Origin of the sequence: Pseudomonas sp. MYb118, assembly GCF_040947875.1 — a bacterium.
GTDB lineage: Bacteria > Pseudomonadota > Gammaproteobacteria > Pseudomonadales > Pseudomonadaceae > Aquipseudomonas.
The window spans coordinates 3,245,520-3,259,148 of record NZ_JBFRXN010000002.1 but is presented as its reverse complement, the minus strand read 5'-3'; the positions used below and the strand labels follow the sequence as shown (position 1 = coordinate 3,259,148).

General features: G+C 62.3%; 15 protein-coding genes. 7 read left to right on the top strand and 8 right to left on the bottom strand.

The genetic code is table 11. The features are described from left to right. Positions 1-129: 129 nt before the first annotated feature. The gene (locus tag ABVN20_RS20755) at positions 130-975 is read left to right on the top strand and encodes a MoxR family ATPase (RefSeq protein ID WP_260522592.1); all 846 of its coding nucleotides are present in this window, start codon (positions 130-132) and stop codon (positions 973-975) included. A gap of 25 nt (positions 976-1,000) precedes the next feature. Continuing rightward, positions 1,001-2,179 carry a VWA domain-containing protein gene (locus tag ABVN20_RS20750; protein WP_368557557.1) on the top strand — a complete coding sequence of 393 codons (1,179 nt, stop codon included), beginning with the start codon at positions 1,001-1,003 and terminating at the stop codon, positions 2,177-2,179. A gap of 94 nt (positions 2,180-2,273) precedes the next feature. Here the strand turns inward: ABVN20_RS20750 and ABVN20_RS20745 are convergent, their stop codons facing one another. The 4 genes from ABVN20_RS20745 to ABVN20_RS20730 form a co-directional block, all read right to left on the bottom strand. Beyond that, positions 2,274-3,200 carry a biotin-dependent carboxyltransferase family protein gene (locus ABVN20_RS20745; protein WP_368557556.1) on the bottom strand — a complete coding sequence of 309 codons (927 nt, stop codon included), beginning with the start codon at positions 3,198-3,200 and terminating at the stop codon, positions 2,274-2,276. Beyond that, complete coding sequence (pxpB, locus tag ABVN20_RS20740) at positions 3,197-3,901, bottom strand: 5-oxoprolinase subunit PxpB (RefSeq protein ID WP_368557555.1); 705 nt, start codon at positions 3,899-3,901, stop codon at positions 3,197-3,199. The genes ABVN20_RS20745 and pxpB overlap by 4 nt, the downstream gene beginning before the upstream one ends. Continuing rightward, the gene (locus ABVN20_RS20735) at positions 3,898-4,650 is read right to left on the bottom strand and encodes a 5-oxoprolinase subunit PxpA (protein ID WP_368557554.1); all 753 of its coding nucleotides are present in this window, start codon (positions 4,648-4,650) and stop codon (positions 3,898-3,900) included. Before ABVN20_RS20735 ends, pxpB begins: the two co-directional genes overlap by 4 nt. 73 nt (positions 4,651-4,723) lie before the next feature. Next, positions 4,724-6,010 (bottom strand): MFS transporter, encoded by a 1,287-nt coding sequence (locus ABVN20_RS20730; RefSeq protein WP_368557553.1) that lies wholly within the window; start codon positions 6,008-6,010, stop codon positions 4,724-4,726. A gap of 160 nt (positions 6,011-6,170) precedes the next feature. Between ABVN20_RS20730 and ABVN20_RS20725 the strand changes: the two genes are divergently transcribed. After that, positions 6,171-7,085: a LysR family transcriptional regulator gene (locus ABVN20_RS20725; RefSeq protein ID WP_368557552.1), complete on the top strand. Its 915-nt coding sequence runs from the start codon at positions 6,171-6,173 to the stop codon at positions 7,083-7,085. 122 nt (positions 7,086-7,207) lie between these two features. Here the strand turns inward: ABVN20_RS20725 and ABVN20_RS20720 are convergent, their stop codons facing one another. Genes ABVN20_RS20720 through ABVN20_RS20710 form a run of 3 tightly spaced genes read right to left on the bottom strand, consistent with a single transcriptional unit; the run spans position 7,208 to position 9,068 of the window. Then, on the bottom strand, positions 7,208-7,753 hold the full coding sequence (locus tag ABVN20_RS20720) for a DUF2937 family protein (RefSeq protein WP_368557551.1): 546 nt from the start codon (positions 7,751-7,753) through the stop codon (positions 7,208-7,210). An 11-nt stretch (positions 7,754-7,764) separates the two neighbouring features. After that, on the bottom strand, positions 7,765-8,541 hold the full coding sequence (locus tag ABVN20_RS20715; protein ID WP_214381327.1) for a class II glutamine amidotransferase: 777 nt from the start codon (positions 8,539-8,541) through the stop codon (positions 7,765-7,767). Positions 8,542-8,570: 29 nt separating this feature from the next. After that, a complete protein-coding gene (locus ABVN20_RS20710; RefSeq protein ID WP_368557550.1) occupies positions 8,571-9,068 on the bottom strand; it encodes an MFS transporter in 498 nt (165 codons plus the stop codon). A gap of 203 nt (positions 9,069-9,271) precedes the next feature. Here ABVN20_RS20710 and ABVN20_RS20705 point away from each other — a divergent pair, with 203 nt between their 5' ends. Further along, on the top strand, positions 9,272-11,311 hold the full coding sequence (locus ABVN20_RS20705; RefSeq protein WP_368557549.1) for a S9 family peptidase: 2,040 nt from the start codon (positions 9,272-9,274) through the stop codon (positions 11,309-11,311). A gap of 200 nt (positions 11,312-11,511) precedes the next feature. Continuing rightward, on the top strand, positions 11,512-11,985 hold the full coding sequence (locus tag ABVN20_RS20700) for a cyclic nucleotide-binding domain-containing protein (protein ID WP_368557548.1): 474 nt from the start codon (positions 11,512-11,514) through the stop codon (positions 11,983-11,985). On the opposite strand, the gene ABVN20_RS20695 is transcribed toward ABVN20_RS20700, so the two are convergent. Then, a complete protein-coding gene (locus ABVN20_RS20695; protein WP_368557547.1) occupies positions 11,982-12,275 on the bottom strand; it encodes a hypothetical protein in 294 nt (97 codons plus the stop codon). The two genes, ABVN20_RS20700 and ABVN20_RS20695, sit on opposite strands and share 4 nt — an antisense overlap. A 93-nt stretch (positions 12,276-12,368) precedes the next feature. Between ABVN20_RS20695 and ABVN20_RS20690 the strand changes: the two genes are divergently transcribed. Further along, positions 12,369-13,055, top strand: a complete 687-nt coding sequence (locus tag ABVN20_RS20690; protein ID WP_368557546.1) for a spermidine synthase — start codon at positions 12,369-12,371, stop codon at positions 13,053-13,055. A gap of 48 nt (positions 13,056-13,103) precedes the next feature. Beyond that, positions 13,104-13,475: a YajD family HNH nuclease gene (locus ABVN20_RS20685; protein WP_007944009.1), complete on the top strand. Its 372-nt coding sequence runs from the start codon at positions 13,104-13,106 to the stop codon at positions 13,473-13,475. Positions 13,476-13,629: the final 154 nt, after the last annotated feature.

Below are 13,629 nucleotides of genomic sequence, written 5' to 3'. Positions count from 1 at the left end.
CGCTCCATTCAGAGACTGAATAAGCCGTCTGCGTTCACAGTCGACCGGCCTGCGCGTTATAGTCGGGTACTTGATTATTGCGCCCCGCCCTGCCCCGTCAGGCCGGCTTTACCGTTCGAGGATTAGCAGATGAAGTTCGAAGGCACCCAGGCCTACGTCGCCACCGATGACCTGAAGCTGGCGGTCAACGCCGCCATCACCCTGGAGCGTCCGCTGCTGGTCAAGGGCGAGCCCGGCACCGGCAAGACCATGCTGGCCGAGCAACTGGCCGAATCCTTCGGTGCGCGGCTGATCACCTGGCACATCAAGTCGACCACCAAGGCGCACCAGGGCCTCTACGAGTACGACGCGGTCAGCCGCCTGCGTGATTCGCAACTGGGCAACGAAAAGGTCCACGATGTCCGCAACTACCTGAAAAAGGGCAAGCTGTGGGAGGCGTTCGAGTCCGAGGAGCGGGTGATCCTGCTGATCGACGAAATCGACAAAGCCGACATCGAGTTCCCCAACGACCTGCTGCAAGAGCTCGACAAGATGGAGTTCTACGTCTACGAGATCGACGAGACCATCAAGGCCAAGCAGCGGCCGATCATCATCATTACTTCCAACAACGAAAAAGAGCTGCCGGACGCCTTCCTGCGCCGCTGCTTCTTCCACTACATCGCCTTCCCGGATCGCACCACGCTGCAGAAGATCGTCGACGTGCACTACCCGGACATCAAGAAAGACCTGGTCAGCGAAGCGCTGGACGTGTTCTTCGACGTGCGCAAGGTCCCGGGCCTGAAGAAAAAGCCATCCACCTCCGAACTGGTGGACTGGCTCAAACTGCTGATGGCCGACAACATCGGCGAAGCCGTGCTGCGCGAACGCGATCCGACCAAGGCCATCCCGCCGCTGGCAGGTGCCCTGGTGAAAAACGAACAGGACGTGCAACTGCTCGAGCGCCTGGCCTTCATGAGCCGCCGCGGCACTCGCTAAGCACTGGTGAAAAGGGGCTGACGCCATGTTGCTCAACCTGTTCAATGAAATGCGTGCCGCCAAGGTGCCGGTCTCGGTGCGTGAGCTGCTGGACCTGATCAACGCGCTGAAACAGCGCGTGACCTTCGCCGACATGGACGAGTTCTACTACCTGGCCCGGGCCATCCTGGTGAAGGACGAACGGCACTTCGACAAGTTCGACCGGGCCTTCGGCGCCTACTTCAACGGCCTGGAAAAGCTCGACGACCACCTCGAGGCGCTGATTCCCGAAGACTGGCTGCGCAAGGAATTCGAGCGTTCGCTGACCGATGAAGAACGGGCGGCGATCCAGTCCCTGGGTGGCCTGGACAAGCTCATCGAAGAATTCAAGAAACGCCTGGAAGAACAGAAGGAACGCCACGCCGGCGGCAACAAATGGATCGGCACCGGCGGCACCAGCCCGTTCGGTTCCGGCGGGTTCAACCCAGAAGGCATCCGCGTCGGCGATGCCGGCAAGCGCCAGGGCAAGGCGGTCAAGGTCTGGGACCAGCGTGAGTACAAGAACCTCGACGACTCGGTGGAGCTGGGTACGCGCAACATCAAGGTCGCCCTGCGCCGCCTGCGCAAGTTCGCCCGCCAGGGTGCGGCCGAAGAGCTGGATATCGACGGCACCATCGACCACACCGCCAAGGATGCGGGCCTTCTGAACATCCAGATGCGCCCGGAGCGGCGCAATACGGTCAAGCTGTTGTTGCTGTTCGACATCGGCGGGTCGATGGACGCCCATGTGAAGACCTGCGAAGAGCTGTTCTCGGCCTGCAAGACCGAGTTCAAGCACCTGGAGTACTTCTACTTCCACAACTTCATTTATGAATCGGTGTGGAAAAACAACATGCGCCGCACCTCCGAGCGCACCTCGACCATGGACCTGCTGCACAAGTACGGCGCCGACTACAAAGTGATCTTCATCGGTGACGCCGCCATGGCGCCCTACGAAATCACCCAGCCGGGCGGCAGCGTCGAACATTGGAACGAGGAAGCCGGCTACGTGTGGATGCAGCGCTTCATGGAGAAGTACAAGAAGCTCATCTGGATCAACCCGTATCCGAAAGACACCTGGGGCTACACCTCATCGACCAACATCGTGCGCGACCTGATCGAGGACCAGATGTACCCGCTGACGTTGCGGGGGTTGGAGGAAGGGATGCGGTTTCTTTCCAAGTAGTTTTGTGGTGCCTGATGTGACGCCATCGCGGGCAAGCCCGCTCCTACAGATGGTCAGCAAAACCTCTGTAGGAGCGAGCTTGCTCGCGATGCTTTTAGCCGTAGGAAAAACGCCTCAAATACTCAACCTGCTCCCGATGCGCAACCTCCTGCACCACCGGCCGCAACCGCACCTGCGCCCCCGGCAGGCACTGCGCCAGCCGCGCCAGCGCCAATGGCGTGAGCGCCCCCAGGCGTGGATAACCGCCGATGGTCTGGCGGTCATTGAGCAACACGATCGGCTGCCCGTCCGGCGGCACCTGCACCGCGCCCAGCGGGATCCCTTCGGAGATCATCGGCTTGCCCTGGTAGGTCAACGCCGGCCCCAGCAAGCGTATGCCCATACGATCGGCTCGGCTGTCGAGGGTCCAGGGGCTGTTGAACGCATCGAACAGGCTCTGGCCACTGAACTCGCCGATCTGTGCCCCGAGGATCAAGTCCAGCGGTGCATCGCGCTGCAAATCCGGCACCTGCCCGGCTGGCAACTCGCGCACCAGCAGCGGCGCGTCGACGGAGTAGCTCAATGAGGCGCCCTTGACCAGCGCCTGCCCCCTGCCGTCCAGCCCACCCAGTTCCTCGCGCACCACCGTCGCACAACTGCCCAGCACCTGCGGTGCATCAAAGCCGCCCGGCGCCGCCAGATAGGCACGAGCCCCCAGCAACGGCTGGGTAAATTGCAAACGCTGGCCCTTGCGCACCTTGAAACTGCGCCACGGTGCCAGCGCCTGGCCATCCAGTTGCGCGCCCAGGTCCGCGCCTGCCAGCGCCAGCAGGCAATCCTCTTCGGCCAGCACGGTAAATCCGCCCAGGGTGATCTCGATCACCGCCGCATCCAGCCGGTTACCCAGCAACCAGTTGGCCCACGCCTGCGAGCGCCAATCCAGCCCGCCGCCCTGGGTTACGCCCAGGTGTCGTACGCCAAATCGGCCGGCATCCTGCAACAGGCACAACGGCGTGCTCGCTTCAATCGAAAGACGGCTCATGCCTGCGCCTCCAAGGGGGTGTCGTCGCCGCCCAGGTTAATGAACTCGGCATGGCTGATCGGGGCGAAACGCACGGTGTCGCCCGGTTGCATCAGGCTGTAGCCCTCGCGATCACGGTCGAACAAGCGCGCCGGTGTACGCCCGATCAGGTTCCAGCCGCCCGGAGACACGGCCGGATAAGCGGCGGTTTGCCGCTCGGCGATGCCTACGCTGCCCGCCGCCACTTTCTTGCGCGGGGTACTCAGGCGCGGTGCCGCGAGCGCTTCCTCCACCAGTCCCATGAAGGCAAAGCCCGGTGCGAAACCCAGGGCGAATACCTGATATTCCCGTTCGCTGTGACGGCGGATCACTTCATCCACCGTCAACGTGCTGCGTTTGGCCAACAGCTCCAACTCCGGGCCGACGCTCAGGTCATACCAGACCGGCAGCACATGGCACTGGCCACTGCGGCGGGTGTTGGGCGACAGGTCGATCAGCGCCTCGGCGATCAACGCCCGTGCCTGGGTTGGGCTCAAGGCATTCAGGTCGTAATGCACCATCAGCGTCGTGTAGGACGGCACCAGGTCGATGAGTTGCCCGGCAAAGGCCACCCGCAGGTTTTCGCTGGCGGCGAGCATCCACGGCATGTTGCTTTCGGCGATCTCATCGAACAGCCGCACCATCAGGCAATCCAGCGCCACTACTTCGATGCGCAGTTTCATGATGCGCGCAACTCATCGAGGGCTTCACGGATACTGCGCACCGCCGCCACCGAGCTGGCGTTGTCGCCATGCACGCACAGGGTGTTGGCCTGCAAGTGCAAGGCGCTGCCGTCACTGGCGGTAAGCGGTTCACCGCGGGCAATCTTCAAAGCCTGGGCAATGATCGTGTCAGCATCATGGTGCACGGCGCCCGGCAGTTGTCGCGAAACCAGCCGGCCGGCACTGTCGTAGGCCCGGTCAGCGAAGGCTTCGAACCACAGGGTCACGCCGTACTCGTCCCCCAGTTGCTGCGCCGCGCTGTTGTCGCGGGTAGCCATCAGCATCAGCGGCAATGTCGAATCGTAAGCCGCCACGGCTTGCAGCACGGCACGCAATTGCGCCGGGTTGGCCATCATGTCGTTGTACATCGCCCCGTGTGGCTTGACGTAGCTGACACGCCCGCCCTGCGCCCGGCACAGGCCATCGAGGGCGCCAATCTGGTAGTGCAGGATGTCTTGCAGTTCCTGGGCGGTGTAGGCCATGGAGCGACGACCGAACCCCACCAGGTCCTGATAGGCCGGGTGCGCGCCGATCTGCACGCCATGGTTCAGCGCCAGGTTGACGGTCTTGCGCATGATGCTCGGGTCGCCGGCATGGAACCCGCAGGCAACGTTGGCGCAGTCGATGAAGGGCATGACCTCGGCGTCCAGACCCATGGTCCAGCTGCCGAAGCTCTCGCCGATATCGCAGTTCAGTAGCAGGCGGTTCACTGTGAACACTCCTGTAGGCTTTGTTCTTTTCAGCTGCGAGGCTTTTCTCTCAGACAAGCCCGCAGATTATCAGTTACTGGGCGTCGAGTTGCTTGCCACGGGTTTCCGGCAGGCTCAGGGCAGCCAGGATCACCACCCCGTAGGACACCGCCGCAAATGCGCCAATGCCGACACTCAGCGGTACCTTCTGGCTGAGCAAGCCGATCAACAGGGGGAACAACGCCGCCAGCGCCCGGCCGATGTTGTAGCAAAAGCCCTGCCCTGAACCACGAATCCGTGTCGGAAACAGCTCGGTGAGAAACGCGCCCATGCCACTGAAGATCCCCGAGGCAAAAAAGCCCAGGGGAAAGCCCAGCCACAGCATCACGCCATTGCTGACCGGCAATTGCGTATACAGCAGCACGATGGTGAACGAGCCGACCGCGAACAGGATGAAGTTCTTCTTGCGCCCGAGCAGGTCGGTCAAATAGGCACTGATGACATAACCGACGTAGGACCCAATGATCACCATCGCCAGATAACCGCTGGTGTTGAGGACACTCAGGCCCCGTTCATTCTTCAGGAAGGTCGGCAACCAGGACGTGATCGCGTAATAGCCGCCCAGCGCACCGGTGGTCAGCAGCGAGGCACGAATCGTGGTGAAGAGCATGCCGGGGGCGAAGATCTCGTAAAACTTCGACGGATTGCTCGGGGCTTCCTTGGCCTTGGCCTCCCGGTAGATTTCCGGGTCCTTGACCAGCCGGCGAACGAAGATCACGAAAACCGCCGGGACAATGCCAAGGATGAACAGCGCGCGCCAGGCGTCCTCCGGCGGCAACACCGAGAACAGCAGGGCATACAGGATCGCGGTCAGCCCCCACCCCAGTGCCCAGCCGGATTGCACCATGCCCACGGCCTTGCCACGGTCCTTGGCGCGAATGACTTCACCGATCAGCACCGCACCGGCGGTCCACTCCCCGCCAAAGCCGAAGCCCATCAGGGTACGGGCGATCAGCAGTTGTTCGTAGCTCTGGGCGAAACCGCAGAGAAAGGTGAAAAAGGCGAACCACAGGACCGTCAGTTGCAGGGTGCGCACGCGGCCGATGCGGTCGGACAGAATCCCGGCCACCCAGCCACCAATGGCCGAGGCGATCAGGGTGCTGGTGTGGATCAACCCGGCCTGGCCGGTGGTGATGCCCCACATCGCAATCAGGGTTGGCACCACGAAGCTGAGCATCTGGGTGTCCATGCCGTCCAGGCCGTAGCCGATCTTGCAGCTCCAGAAGGTGCGACGTTCCTGCTGATTGATGTTGCGGTACCAGTCGAAAGGTCCCGGACGAGCCGTGGTTTTCGGGATGGCGGTGGTGTCGGGCGCACTCATGGCAAATCTCCGCGCTGATTTTATTGGTATTGTTCTGAGCCCCGACGACGCCTATCGTGGGAACCGGATGGGCCGATTGTTGGACGCGCAGACCTTTTGCGTCCAACGAGTAAAATCCCGCTCCAGACATAAGAAAAATTTATCCCCCCGAGCGAGCCCCATGAACCTCAAGTTTCTCGAGACCTTCGTCTGGGTCGCCCGACTCAAGAGCTTTCGCCTGACCGCAGACAAGCTGTTCACCACCCAGGCGTCGATTTCCAGCCGCATCGCCGTGCTCGAAAGCGAGCTGGGGGTGAAGCTGTTCCTGCGTGATTCGCGGGGCGTGAGCCTGACGCCCGAAGGCTTGAAAGTGCTCGAACATGCCGAGCAGATGATGGACACCATGCAGGCGCTGAAGCAGTCGATCGAGACCCGCTCCAGCAAGGTCGGCCGGGTGCGCATCGGCGTCATGGACACGGTGATTCACACCTGGCTGAGCCCGTTGGTGGCGCAAATGACCGAGCGCTATCCGCTGGTGGACATCGAACTGGTGGCCGATACCTCGCTGAATCTCTGCGATCAGCTGCAAAAAGGCTTTCTCGATGTGGCTTTGCAAACCGATCTGTTACGCCAGGAAAGCGTGCGCAGCCTGGAACTGGCCAGCCACCCGATGGGCTGGATCGCCGCCAGCAACTCCCTGTACAACCGCGAATACTCAGGTGTCGCCGACCTGGGCAACGAACGCATCATCACCTACTCGAAAAACTCTCACCCGCATCAGGAAGTGCTCGCGCTGATGCAGGCCAATGGCGTGATCGCACCGAAGCTGAACTGCGTGAACTCGGTGTCGGCGATTACCCGCTTGTTGCGTGACGGTTTCGGCATCGGGGCGTTGCCACCGGTGCTGGTGGCCGAAGAACTGGCGCGCGGGGACTTGACCCTGCTGGCCATCGACCAGCGCCCACCGGATTTGCAGGTCGTGGTGTCGTGGCGGACCGGGGTGGAATGGGTCGAGGAAATTGTGGCGTTGTGTCAGCAGGTGCTGGCGGACTACGCGAGTCGGGTGGGGGAAAACTACATCGTGCTGGCACGCTGAGTTAAATCTCCTGTGGGAGCGAGCCTGCTCGCGATTGCGCAGTATCCGTTACCATCTTGATTACGGATATACCGCTATCGCGAGCAGGCTCGCTCCCACAGTTTTACTTCAATTGCTGAGCATCACTGCAACCCACGCACATCCCGGTCTTCGATCGGCCGGCTCTGGCGCATGCGGCGGCCGCCCAGCACGACCCAGTCGATCAGGCGGAACAGGCACTCGATGCCGAACGACAGCAGCAAGGCGCCGCTCATTCCCCAGATCATCGCCTCCGGGGTCAGCAGAATCTGGTAGCTGTAGCCGTTCCAGGTTTCCTTGCGAATGTCCGGGTCGGCGGCCAGCACCACTTGCAGGAAGCGGATGTACCAAGGGCCCTGCATGGCCTGGAACTGTTTATCCAGGGCCACTTGCCGGGTCAGCAGGTTGCTCAGGCTGTCGGCGTCGCTGCGAAAGATCGGGTCTTCGCTGGCGCGGTAATGGGCGACCAGCGCCTGCATGTCACCCTTGAAAAACTGATTGGCGGTGTTCTGGAACCCGCTCAGGCTGGCCTGCGCCTCGATCAGGTGGGCCTCGATTCGCTTGGCGTAGTCATTGATGAACCCCGGCACCTGGACACCGATCAACAGGCCCGCCGCGAACAACACCAGCCGTAGATAACTGAGCAACATGAGAGCGTCCTTTATTCGGTCTTGCCCTGGCTGACGCATTCACCACGTCGCCACAGGCTCCATTGGCCCGGCTCGTAGCGGGTCCAGGTTTCGTTTTCAGTCAGGGGTTCGGTGGCAATCACCGTGACCACATCGTTGGGCGTGGTCTCGGCCTGGAAGTCGACGATCACATCGACGTCCTTCAGGCGCGCCGGGCCGAACGGTGCGCGACGGGTGATCTGCGCCAGTTTGGTCGAGCAGTAGCAGAACAGCCAGTCGCCATCGCTGAGCAGGCAGTTGAACACGCCCTTGCTGCGGTATTCGGCACAGGCGGCCACCAGGTCCGGCAGCAGTGCTTCGATCTCCACCGGTTCCGGGAAGGCGGCGCGCACTCGATTGAGCAAATCGCAGAACGCCGCCTCGCTGTCGGTATCGCCGACCGGGCGGTAGAAGCTGGTGATCGGTTGAAAGTCGGCCAACTGGCCATTGTGCGCAAAACACCAGTTGCGCCCCCACAGTTCGCGCACGAACGGGTGGGTATTGGACAGGCAGACCTTGCCGACGTTGGCCTGGCGGATGTGCCCGATCACCACTTCGCTCTTGATCGGATAACGCTGCACCAGGTTGGCCACTTCCGACTCGCTGCTCGCCGCCGGGTCCTGGAACAGACGCAGGCCACGCCCTTCGTAGAACGCGATGCCCCAGCCATCACGGTGCGGGCCGGTGCGCCCGCCGCGCTGCATCAGCCCGGTAAAACTGAACACGATGTCGGTCGGGACATTGGCGCTCATGCCCAATAACTCACACATGCTCGGACTCTCTGTAAGGCGCTGGCAGTTTACAAACGCGGCTCGACCCGCATGCGCTGCGGGTTGCTCGGCACGGGTGGGCGGCCATAACGGTCATCGCCGGCACCGCCGAAGGGTTGGTCATCGTCCGGTTCGTCGGCGCGCGCCGCGGCCTTGGCGGCCTCGGCCCGCTCCTTGCGAGCCCGGGAAGCGCGCTCGATAGGGAAACGGATCGCCACGAACACCAGATAGATACCAAAGGCAATCATGCCGTACATGAACAGGTCGGAGATCGCCCGCCAGGCGTTGTTGCCGACCTTGAACGCGAGGTCCAGGGCGGTAATGGCGATGGCCGGGGCGACTTTTTCCTTCACCGGGTCAATGATCGTCGGGCTGAACAGCAGCACCGCGCCCAGCACGCGCAGCGGCTCGCGCAACCAGCGCCACATCCAGCGGGTGATGCGCATCCACACCAACAGGCAGCCCAAGGCGGCGAAGGCGTAAAGGCCCCAAGCGATCAGATAGTCGTTCTCGGTCATGGTGTCCATGGCAAGGCAAGCAAATAGGCGCTTATAGTAACGACTTTTCGCACGCCAGGCTTGTCCCAATACCATCAGGCCGCACGCCCCTGTAGGAGCGAGCTTGCTCGCGATAGCGGTACACCGGTCCGCATCTTTACTGCTGACACACCGCATCGCGAGCAAGCTCGCTCCTACAAGGGGGGCATTAACCTTATTTTCGAGAGCCACACATGTCCCCATCCGCCCCCATTGCCCACAAGGCCCCAGGCGTTGACCCGTATGCCTGGCTGCAGGAACGCGACACCGACGCGGTACTCGACTACCTGAAAGCCGAAAACAGCTATCAGGAAGCGCAAACCGCCAACCAGGCCGGGCTGCGCGAGACGCTGTTCGAAGAGATCAAGGGCCGGATCCTCGAAACCGATCTGTCGCTGCCGTCCCCCTGGGGCCCGTACCTGTATTACACGCGCACCACCGCCGGCGACGAGTACGCCCGGCACTATCGCTGCCCGCGCCCGGACGACGACAGCCTGCAACTGGACGAAAGCCGCGAACAACTGCTGCTGGACCCGAACGAACTGGCCAACGGCGGGTTCTTTTCCCTCGGCGCCTTCAGCATCAGCCCGGACCACCAGCGCCTGGCCTACAGCATCGACTCCACGGGCGATGAGATCTACACCCTGTTCGTCAAGGAATTGTCCGACGGTCGTGTCAGCGAACTGGAGTTCCAGGACTGCGACGGCAGCATGACCTGGGCCAACGACAGCCTGACCCTGTTTTTCGGCGAACTGGACGACACCCATCGCCCGCACAAGCTGTTCCGCTACCGGCTGGACGGCACAGCGGCCGAAGAAGTGTTCCATGAGCCCGACGGCCGCTTCTTCATGCACTGCTACCGTTCCAGCTCCGAGCAGCAACTGCTGCTGGCCCTGGGCAGCAAGACCACCAGCGAAATCTGGGTGCTCGACGCCTCGCAGCCGCAGCAGGCCTTTACCTGCATCGCACCCAGGGTCGAGGATCATGAATACGACGTCGACCACGGCGCGCTCGACGGCCAATGGACCTGGTTCATCCGCAGCAACCGCGACGGCATCAACTTCGCCCTGTACACCGCCGTCGATACCGGCGTGGCGCCCACCGAAGCCAGTTGGCGCGAGCTGATTGCCCACAGCGACAGCACCATGATCGAGGGCATGAGCCTCAATGCCGGGGCCATGACCCTGAGCCTGCGCGAAGGCGGCCTGCCGATCATCGAAGTGCACCCACAGGATTTGCCGAGTTATCGCGTGCAATTGCCGGACGCGGCCTACAGCCTGCACGTGCAGAACAGCCTGGAATTTGAAAGCGAGCGCATCCGTCTGCGCTACGAGGCGCTGAACCGCCCGGCGCAGATTCGCCAACTGGAGCTGGTCAATGGCGACCAGACCGTCCTGAAACAAACCCCGGTGCTCGGCCCGTTCGACGCCGATGCCTACGTCAGCCAGCGTCTGTGGGCGACCGCGCCGGACGGCACCCAGGTGCCGATCAGCCTGGTGGTCAAGCGCGAAGCCCTGGGCAAACCGACGCCGCTTTACCTGTACGGCTACGGCGCATACGGCCAGAGCCTCGACCCGTGGTTCTCCCACGCGCGCCTGAGCCTGCTTGATCGCGGCGTGGCGTTCGCCATTGCCCACGTGCGTGGCGGCGGCGAACTGGGTGAAGCCTGGTACCGCGCCGGCAAGCAGGAACACAAGCACAACACCTTCAGCGACTTCATCGCCTGCGCCGAGCACCTGATCGCCAACGGTTTCACCACATCGCCGCAGCTGGCGATCAGTGGCGGCAGTGCCGGCGGCCTGCTGATCGGCGCGGTGCTCAACATGCGCCCGGAGTTGTTCGGCGTGGCGATTGCCGAAGTGCCGTTCGTCGACGTACTGAACACCATGCTCGACCCGGACCTGCCACTGACCGTCACGGAATACGACGAGTGGGGCAATCCCGAAGAGCCGGACGTTTATGATCGGATCAAGGCCTACGCACCGTACGAAAACGTCACCGCACAGGCGTATCCGGCAACCCTGGTGATCGCCGGCTACAACGACAGCCGCGTCCAGTATTGGGAAGCGGCCAAGTGGGTGGCAAAATTGCGCGCCAGTAAAACCGACGACAACCCGCTGCTGCTCAAAACCGAACTGGGCGCCGGCCACGGCGGGATGAGCGGCCGCTACCAGGGATTGCGTGACGTAGCGCTCGAATACGCGTTTGTTTTCGAGGTTTTGGGGATTGAGTGAGGAACTTGGCCTGATGGGCAGGTCTTAACTGCGAGCAATGCCCGTCCCCTGTAGGAGCGGGCTTGCCCGCGATGGCGGTGTGTCAGACACAAACATTTATCTGACACACCGCCATCGTCGGAACGCCGCGCGGGACAAGTCCGCTCCTACAGGGGGGTGTGAAAAATTGATATCAGCAACAATAAAAAGACCGTGAGCACATGTCAGAACCGACCCTGTTGAACAATGAAATCCGCGACTGGCTGATGGACTGTGGCCTGTTCGCGCAACTGCTGCCGGCCGATTTCGCGGCGGCTTCCGGCTATTTCAGCATCAGCACGGTGGCCGAGGGCGAAGTGATTTTCCACGAAGGCGATGCCGGCAGTTTCATGTGCATCATCCACACCGGCCAGGTCGCGGTGCAGAAAACCAACAGCGACGGGCAACGGGTGACCATGACCACCCTGCGCAGTGGCCGGGCCTTCGGTGAAATGGCCGTGCTCGATGGCGAGCGCCGCTCGGCCAGTTGCGTGGCTGCCAGCCACTGCCAATTGCTGAACCTGGGCAAGGATTCGCTGGAAAAAATGCTCAACGACGCGCCCAAAATCGCCGCCAAGATCATCCGCGCCCTGGCCGTGTCCCTGTCCAAGCGCCTGCGCATGGCCGATGGCCAATTGCTCGCGCAACAGGTCTAACCACCCGGCGACTTGACCTTCGGAACGTTGGGTTCGATACCCGGTACCGGCTGATCCCTCGTTGGCGGCACAGGCTTCTCGATCGGCGGCAACAAGGGTGGCCCTCCACTGCCGGGGCCGACCTTGGGAATGCTGTTGGGGGTGATCTGTGGGTACGGTGTCGGCGTCGCCGTGCCGGGCGAACCGGGCAGCGGCGTCGGGCTGGTCGGAAGGCTTTGCAGTTCCTGGGCCGACACTGCAGTTATCGAGAGCGCGGCCAGGGCAATGACCGTTAGAATGGTGCGCTTCATCAAGGGCTCCGTTGACCTTGTTGTCTGCTTGCAGGCTACTCCCAACGGCGCCCGTTTGCCTTCCCCGATGCCCAATCTTTTCAAGAGAACCCCATGAAACGTTTCGTCCTGCTCGACACCGCTCCCATTCCTGGCAACGGCGGTGCCCTGTGCCTGTTCGAATACGGCGAGGATTTTGTCATCAAGATCCAGGGCGGCGACGGCGGCCAGTTGATGAACACCCGCATGCACGGCTCCGAAGACGCGCTGGCGGAAATCCCCTGCCGCAAAGTCGCCGGCCGGCCGAACTCGCGGGTGTTGATCGGCGGCCTGGGCATGGGGTTCACCCTGGCATCAGCGCTCAAGCACCTGGGCAAGGGCGCTGAAGTGGTGGTGGCCGAGCTGGTGCCCGGCGTGGTCGAGTGGAACCGCGGGCCGCTGGGTGAAAAGGCCGGCAAGCCGATCGAGGACCCGCGCACGGTGATCCGCCAGGAAGACGTGGCCAAGGTCCTGCAAGCCGAGCCACAGGGGTTCGACGCGATCATGCTCGACGTCGACAACGGCCCCGAAGGCCTGACCCAGCGCGCCAACAGCTGGCTCTACAGCGCTGCGGGCCTGAATGCCTGCGCCAAGGCCTTGCGGCCCAAAGGCGTGCTGGCGGTGTGGTCGGCCAGCGCCGACCGGCTGTTTTCCGACAAGCTGAAGAAAGCCGGCTTCAAGGCCGAGGAAGTGCAAGTCTACGCCCACGGCAACAAGGGCACCCGCCACACCATCTGGATTGCCGAGAAGCTCAAGGGCTGAGCTAAACTGCACACATAACCGTCATTTGTCTTTTACAAAGGTGAACCCATGAGTTCGTCCACCCCCACCAACACGTCGAAACTGGACCGCATCCTCGCCGACAACCAGCGCGACAAGGAAATGGGTTACCGCGACAAGGCCCTGAAAATGTACCCGCACGTGTGCGGCCGCTGCGCCCGTGAGTTTTCCGGCAAGCGCCTGAGCGAGCTGACCGTGCATCACCGCGACCATAACCACGACAACAACCCGCAGGACGGCTCGAACTGGGAGCTGTTGTGCCTGTATTGCCACGACAACGAGCACTCGCGCTACACCGACCAGCAGTATTTCGGCGAAGGCTCGCTGAGCACACCGAAGATTGCCAAGGCCACCCACAACCCGTTTGCGGCGTTGGCGGGGTTGATGAAGAAGGAAGACTGAAGAGCATCGCGAGCAGGCTCGCTCCCACAGGGTATTTGTTGTTCACAAGTCCAGTGTGGGAGCGAGCCTGCTCGCGATGAGGCCAGCAAACTCAACACAAATCTCAACCCGCACCCCTCCCCCAATCCCCGTATAATCGCCGTTTTTTCCCGAA

Coding starts and splice junctions, on each gene's coding strand:
- ABVN20_RS20715 (WP_214381327.1), bottom strand. CDS start 8,541: ATGTGTGAGTTATTGGGCATGAGCGCCAATGTCCCGACCGACATCGTG.
- ABVN20_RS20720 (WP_368557551.1), bottom strand. CDS start 7,753: ATGTTGCTCAGTTATCTACGGCTGGTGTTGTTCGCGGCGGGCCTGTTG.
- ABVN20_RS20710 (WP_368557550.1), bottom strand. CDS start 9,068: ATGGACACCATGACCGAGAACGACTATCTGATCGCTTGGGGCCTTTAC.
- ABVN20_RS20700 (WP_368557548.1), top strand. CDS start 11,512: ATGTCAGAACCGACCCTGTTGAACAATGAAATCCGCGACTGGCTGATG.
- ABVN20_RS20685 (WP_007944009.1), top strand. CDS start 13,104: ATGAGTTCGTCCACCCCCACCAACACGTCGAAACTGGACCGCATCCTC.
- ABVN20_RS20750 (WP_368557557.1), top strand. CDS start 1,001: ATGTTGCTCAACCTGTTCAATGAAATGCGTGCCGCCAAGGTGCCGGTC.
- ABVN20_RS20705 (WP_368557549.1), top strand. CDS start 9,272: ATGTCCCCATCCGCCCCCATTGCCCACAAGGCCCCAGGCGTTGACCCG.
- ABVN20_RS20745 (WP_368557556.1), bottom strand. CDS start 3,200: ATGAGCCGTCTTTCGATTGAAGCGAGCACGCCGTTGTGCCTGTTGCAG.
- ABVN20_RS20690 (WP_368557546.1), top strand. CDS start 12,369: ATGAAACGTTTCGTCCTGCTCGACACCGCTCCCATTCCTGGCAACGGC.
- ABVN20_RS20725 (WP_368557552.1), top strand. CDS start 6,171: ATGAACCTCAAGTTTCTCGAGACCTTCGTCTGGGTCGCCCGACTCAAG.
- ABVN20_RS20695 (WP_368557547.1), bottom strand. CDS start 12,275: ATGAAGCGCACCATTCTAACGGTCATTGCCCTGGCCGCGCTCTCGATA.
- ABVN20_RS20755 (WP_260522592.1), top strand. CDS start 130: ATGAAGTTCGAAGGCACCCAGGCCTACGTCGCCACCGATGACCTGAAG.
- pxpB (WP_368557555.1), bottom strand. CDS start 3,901: ATGAAACTGCGCATCGAAGTAGTGGCGCTGGATTGCCTGATGGTGCGG.
- ABVN20_RS20730 (WP_368557553.1), bottom strand. CDS start 6,010: ATGAGTGCGCCCGACACCACCGCCATCCCGAAAACCACGGCTCGTCCG.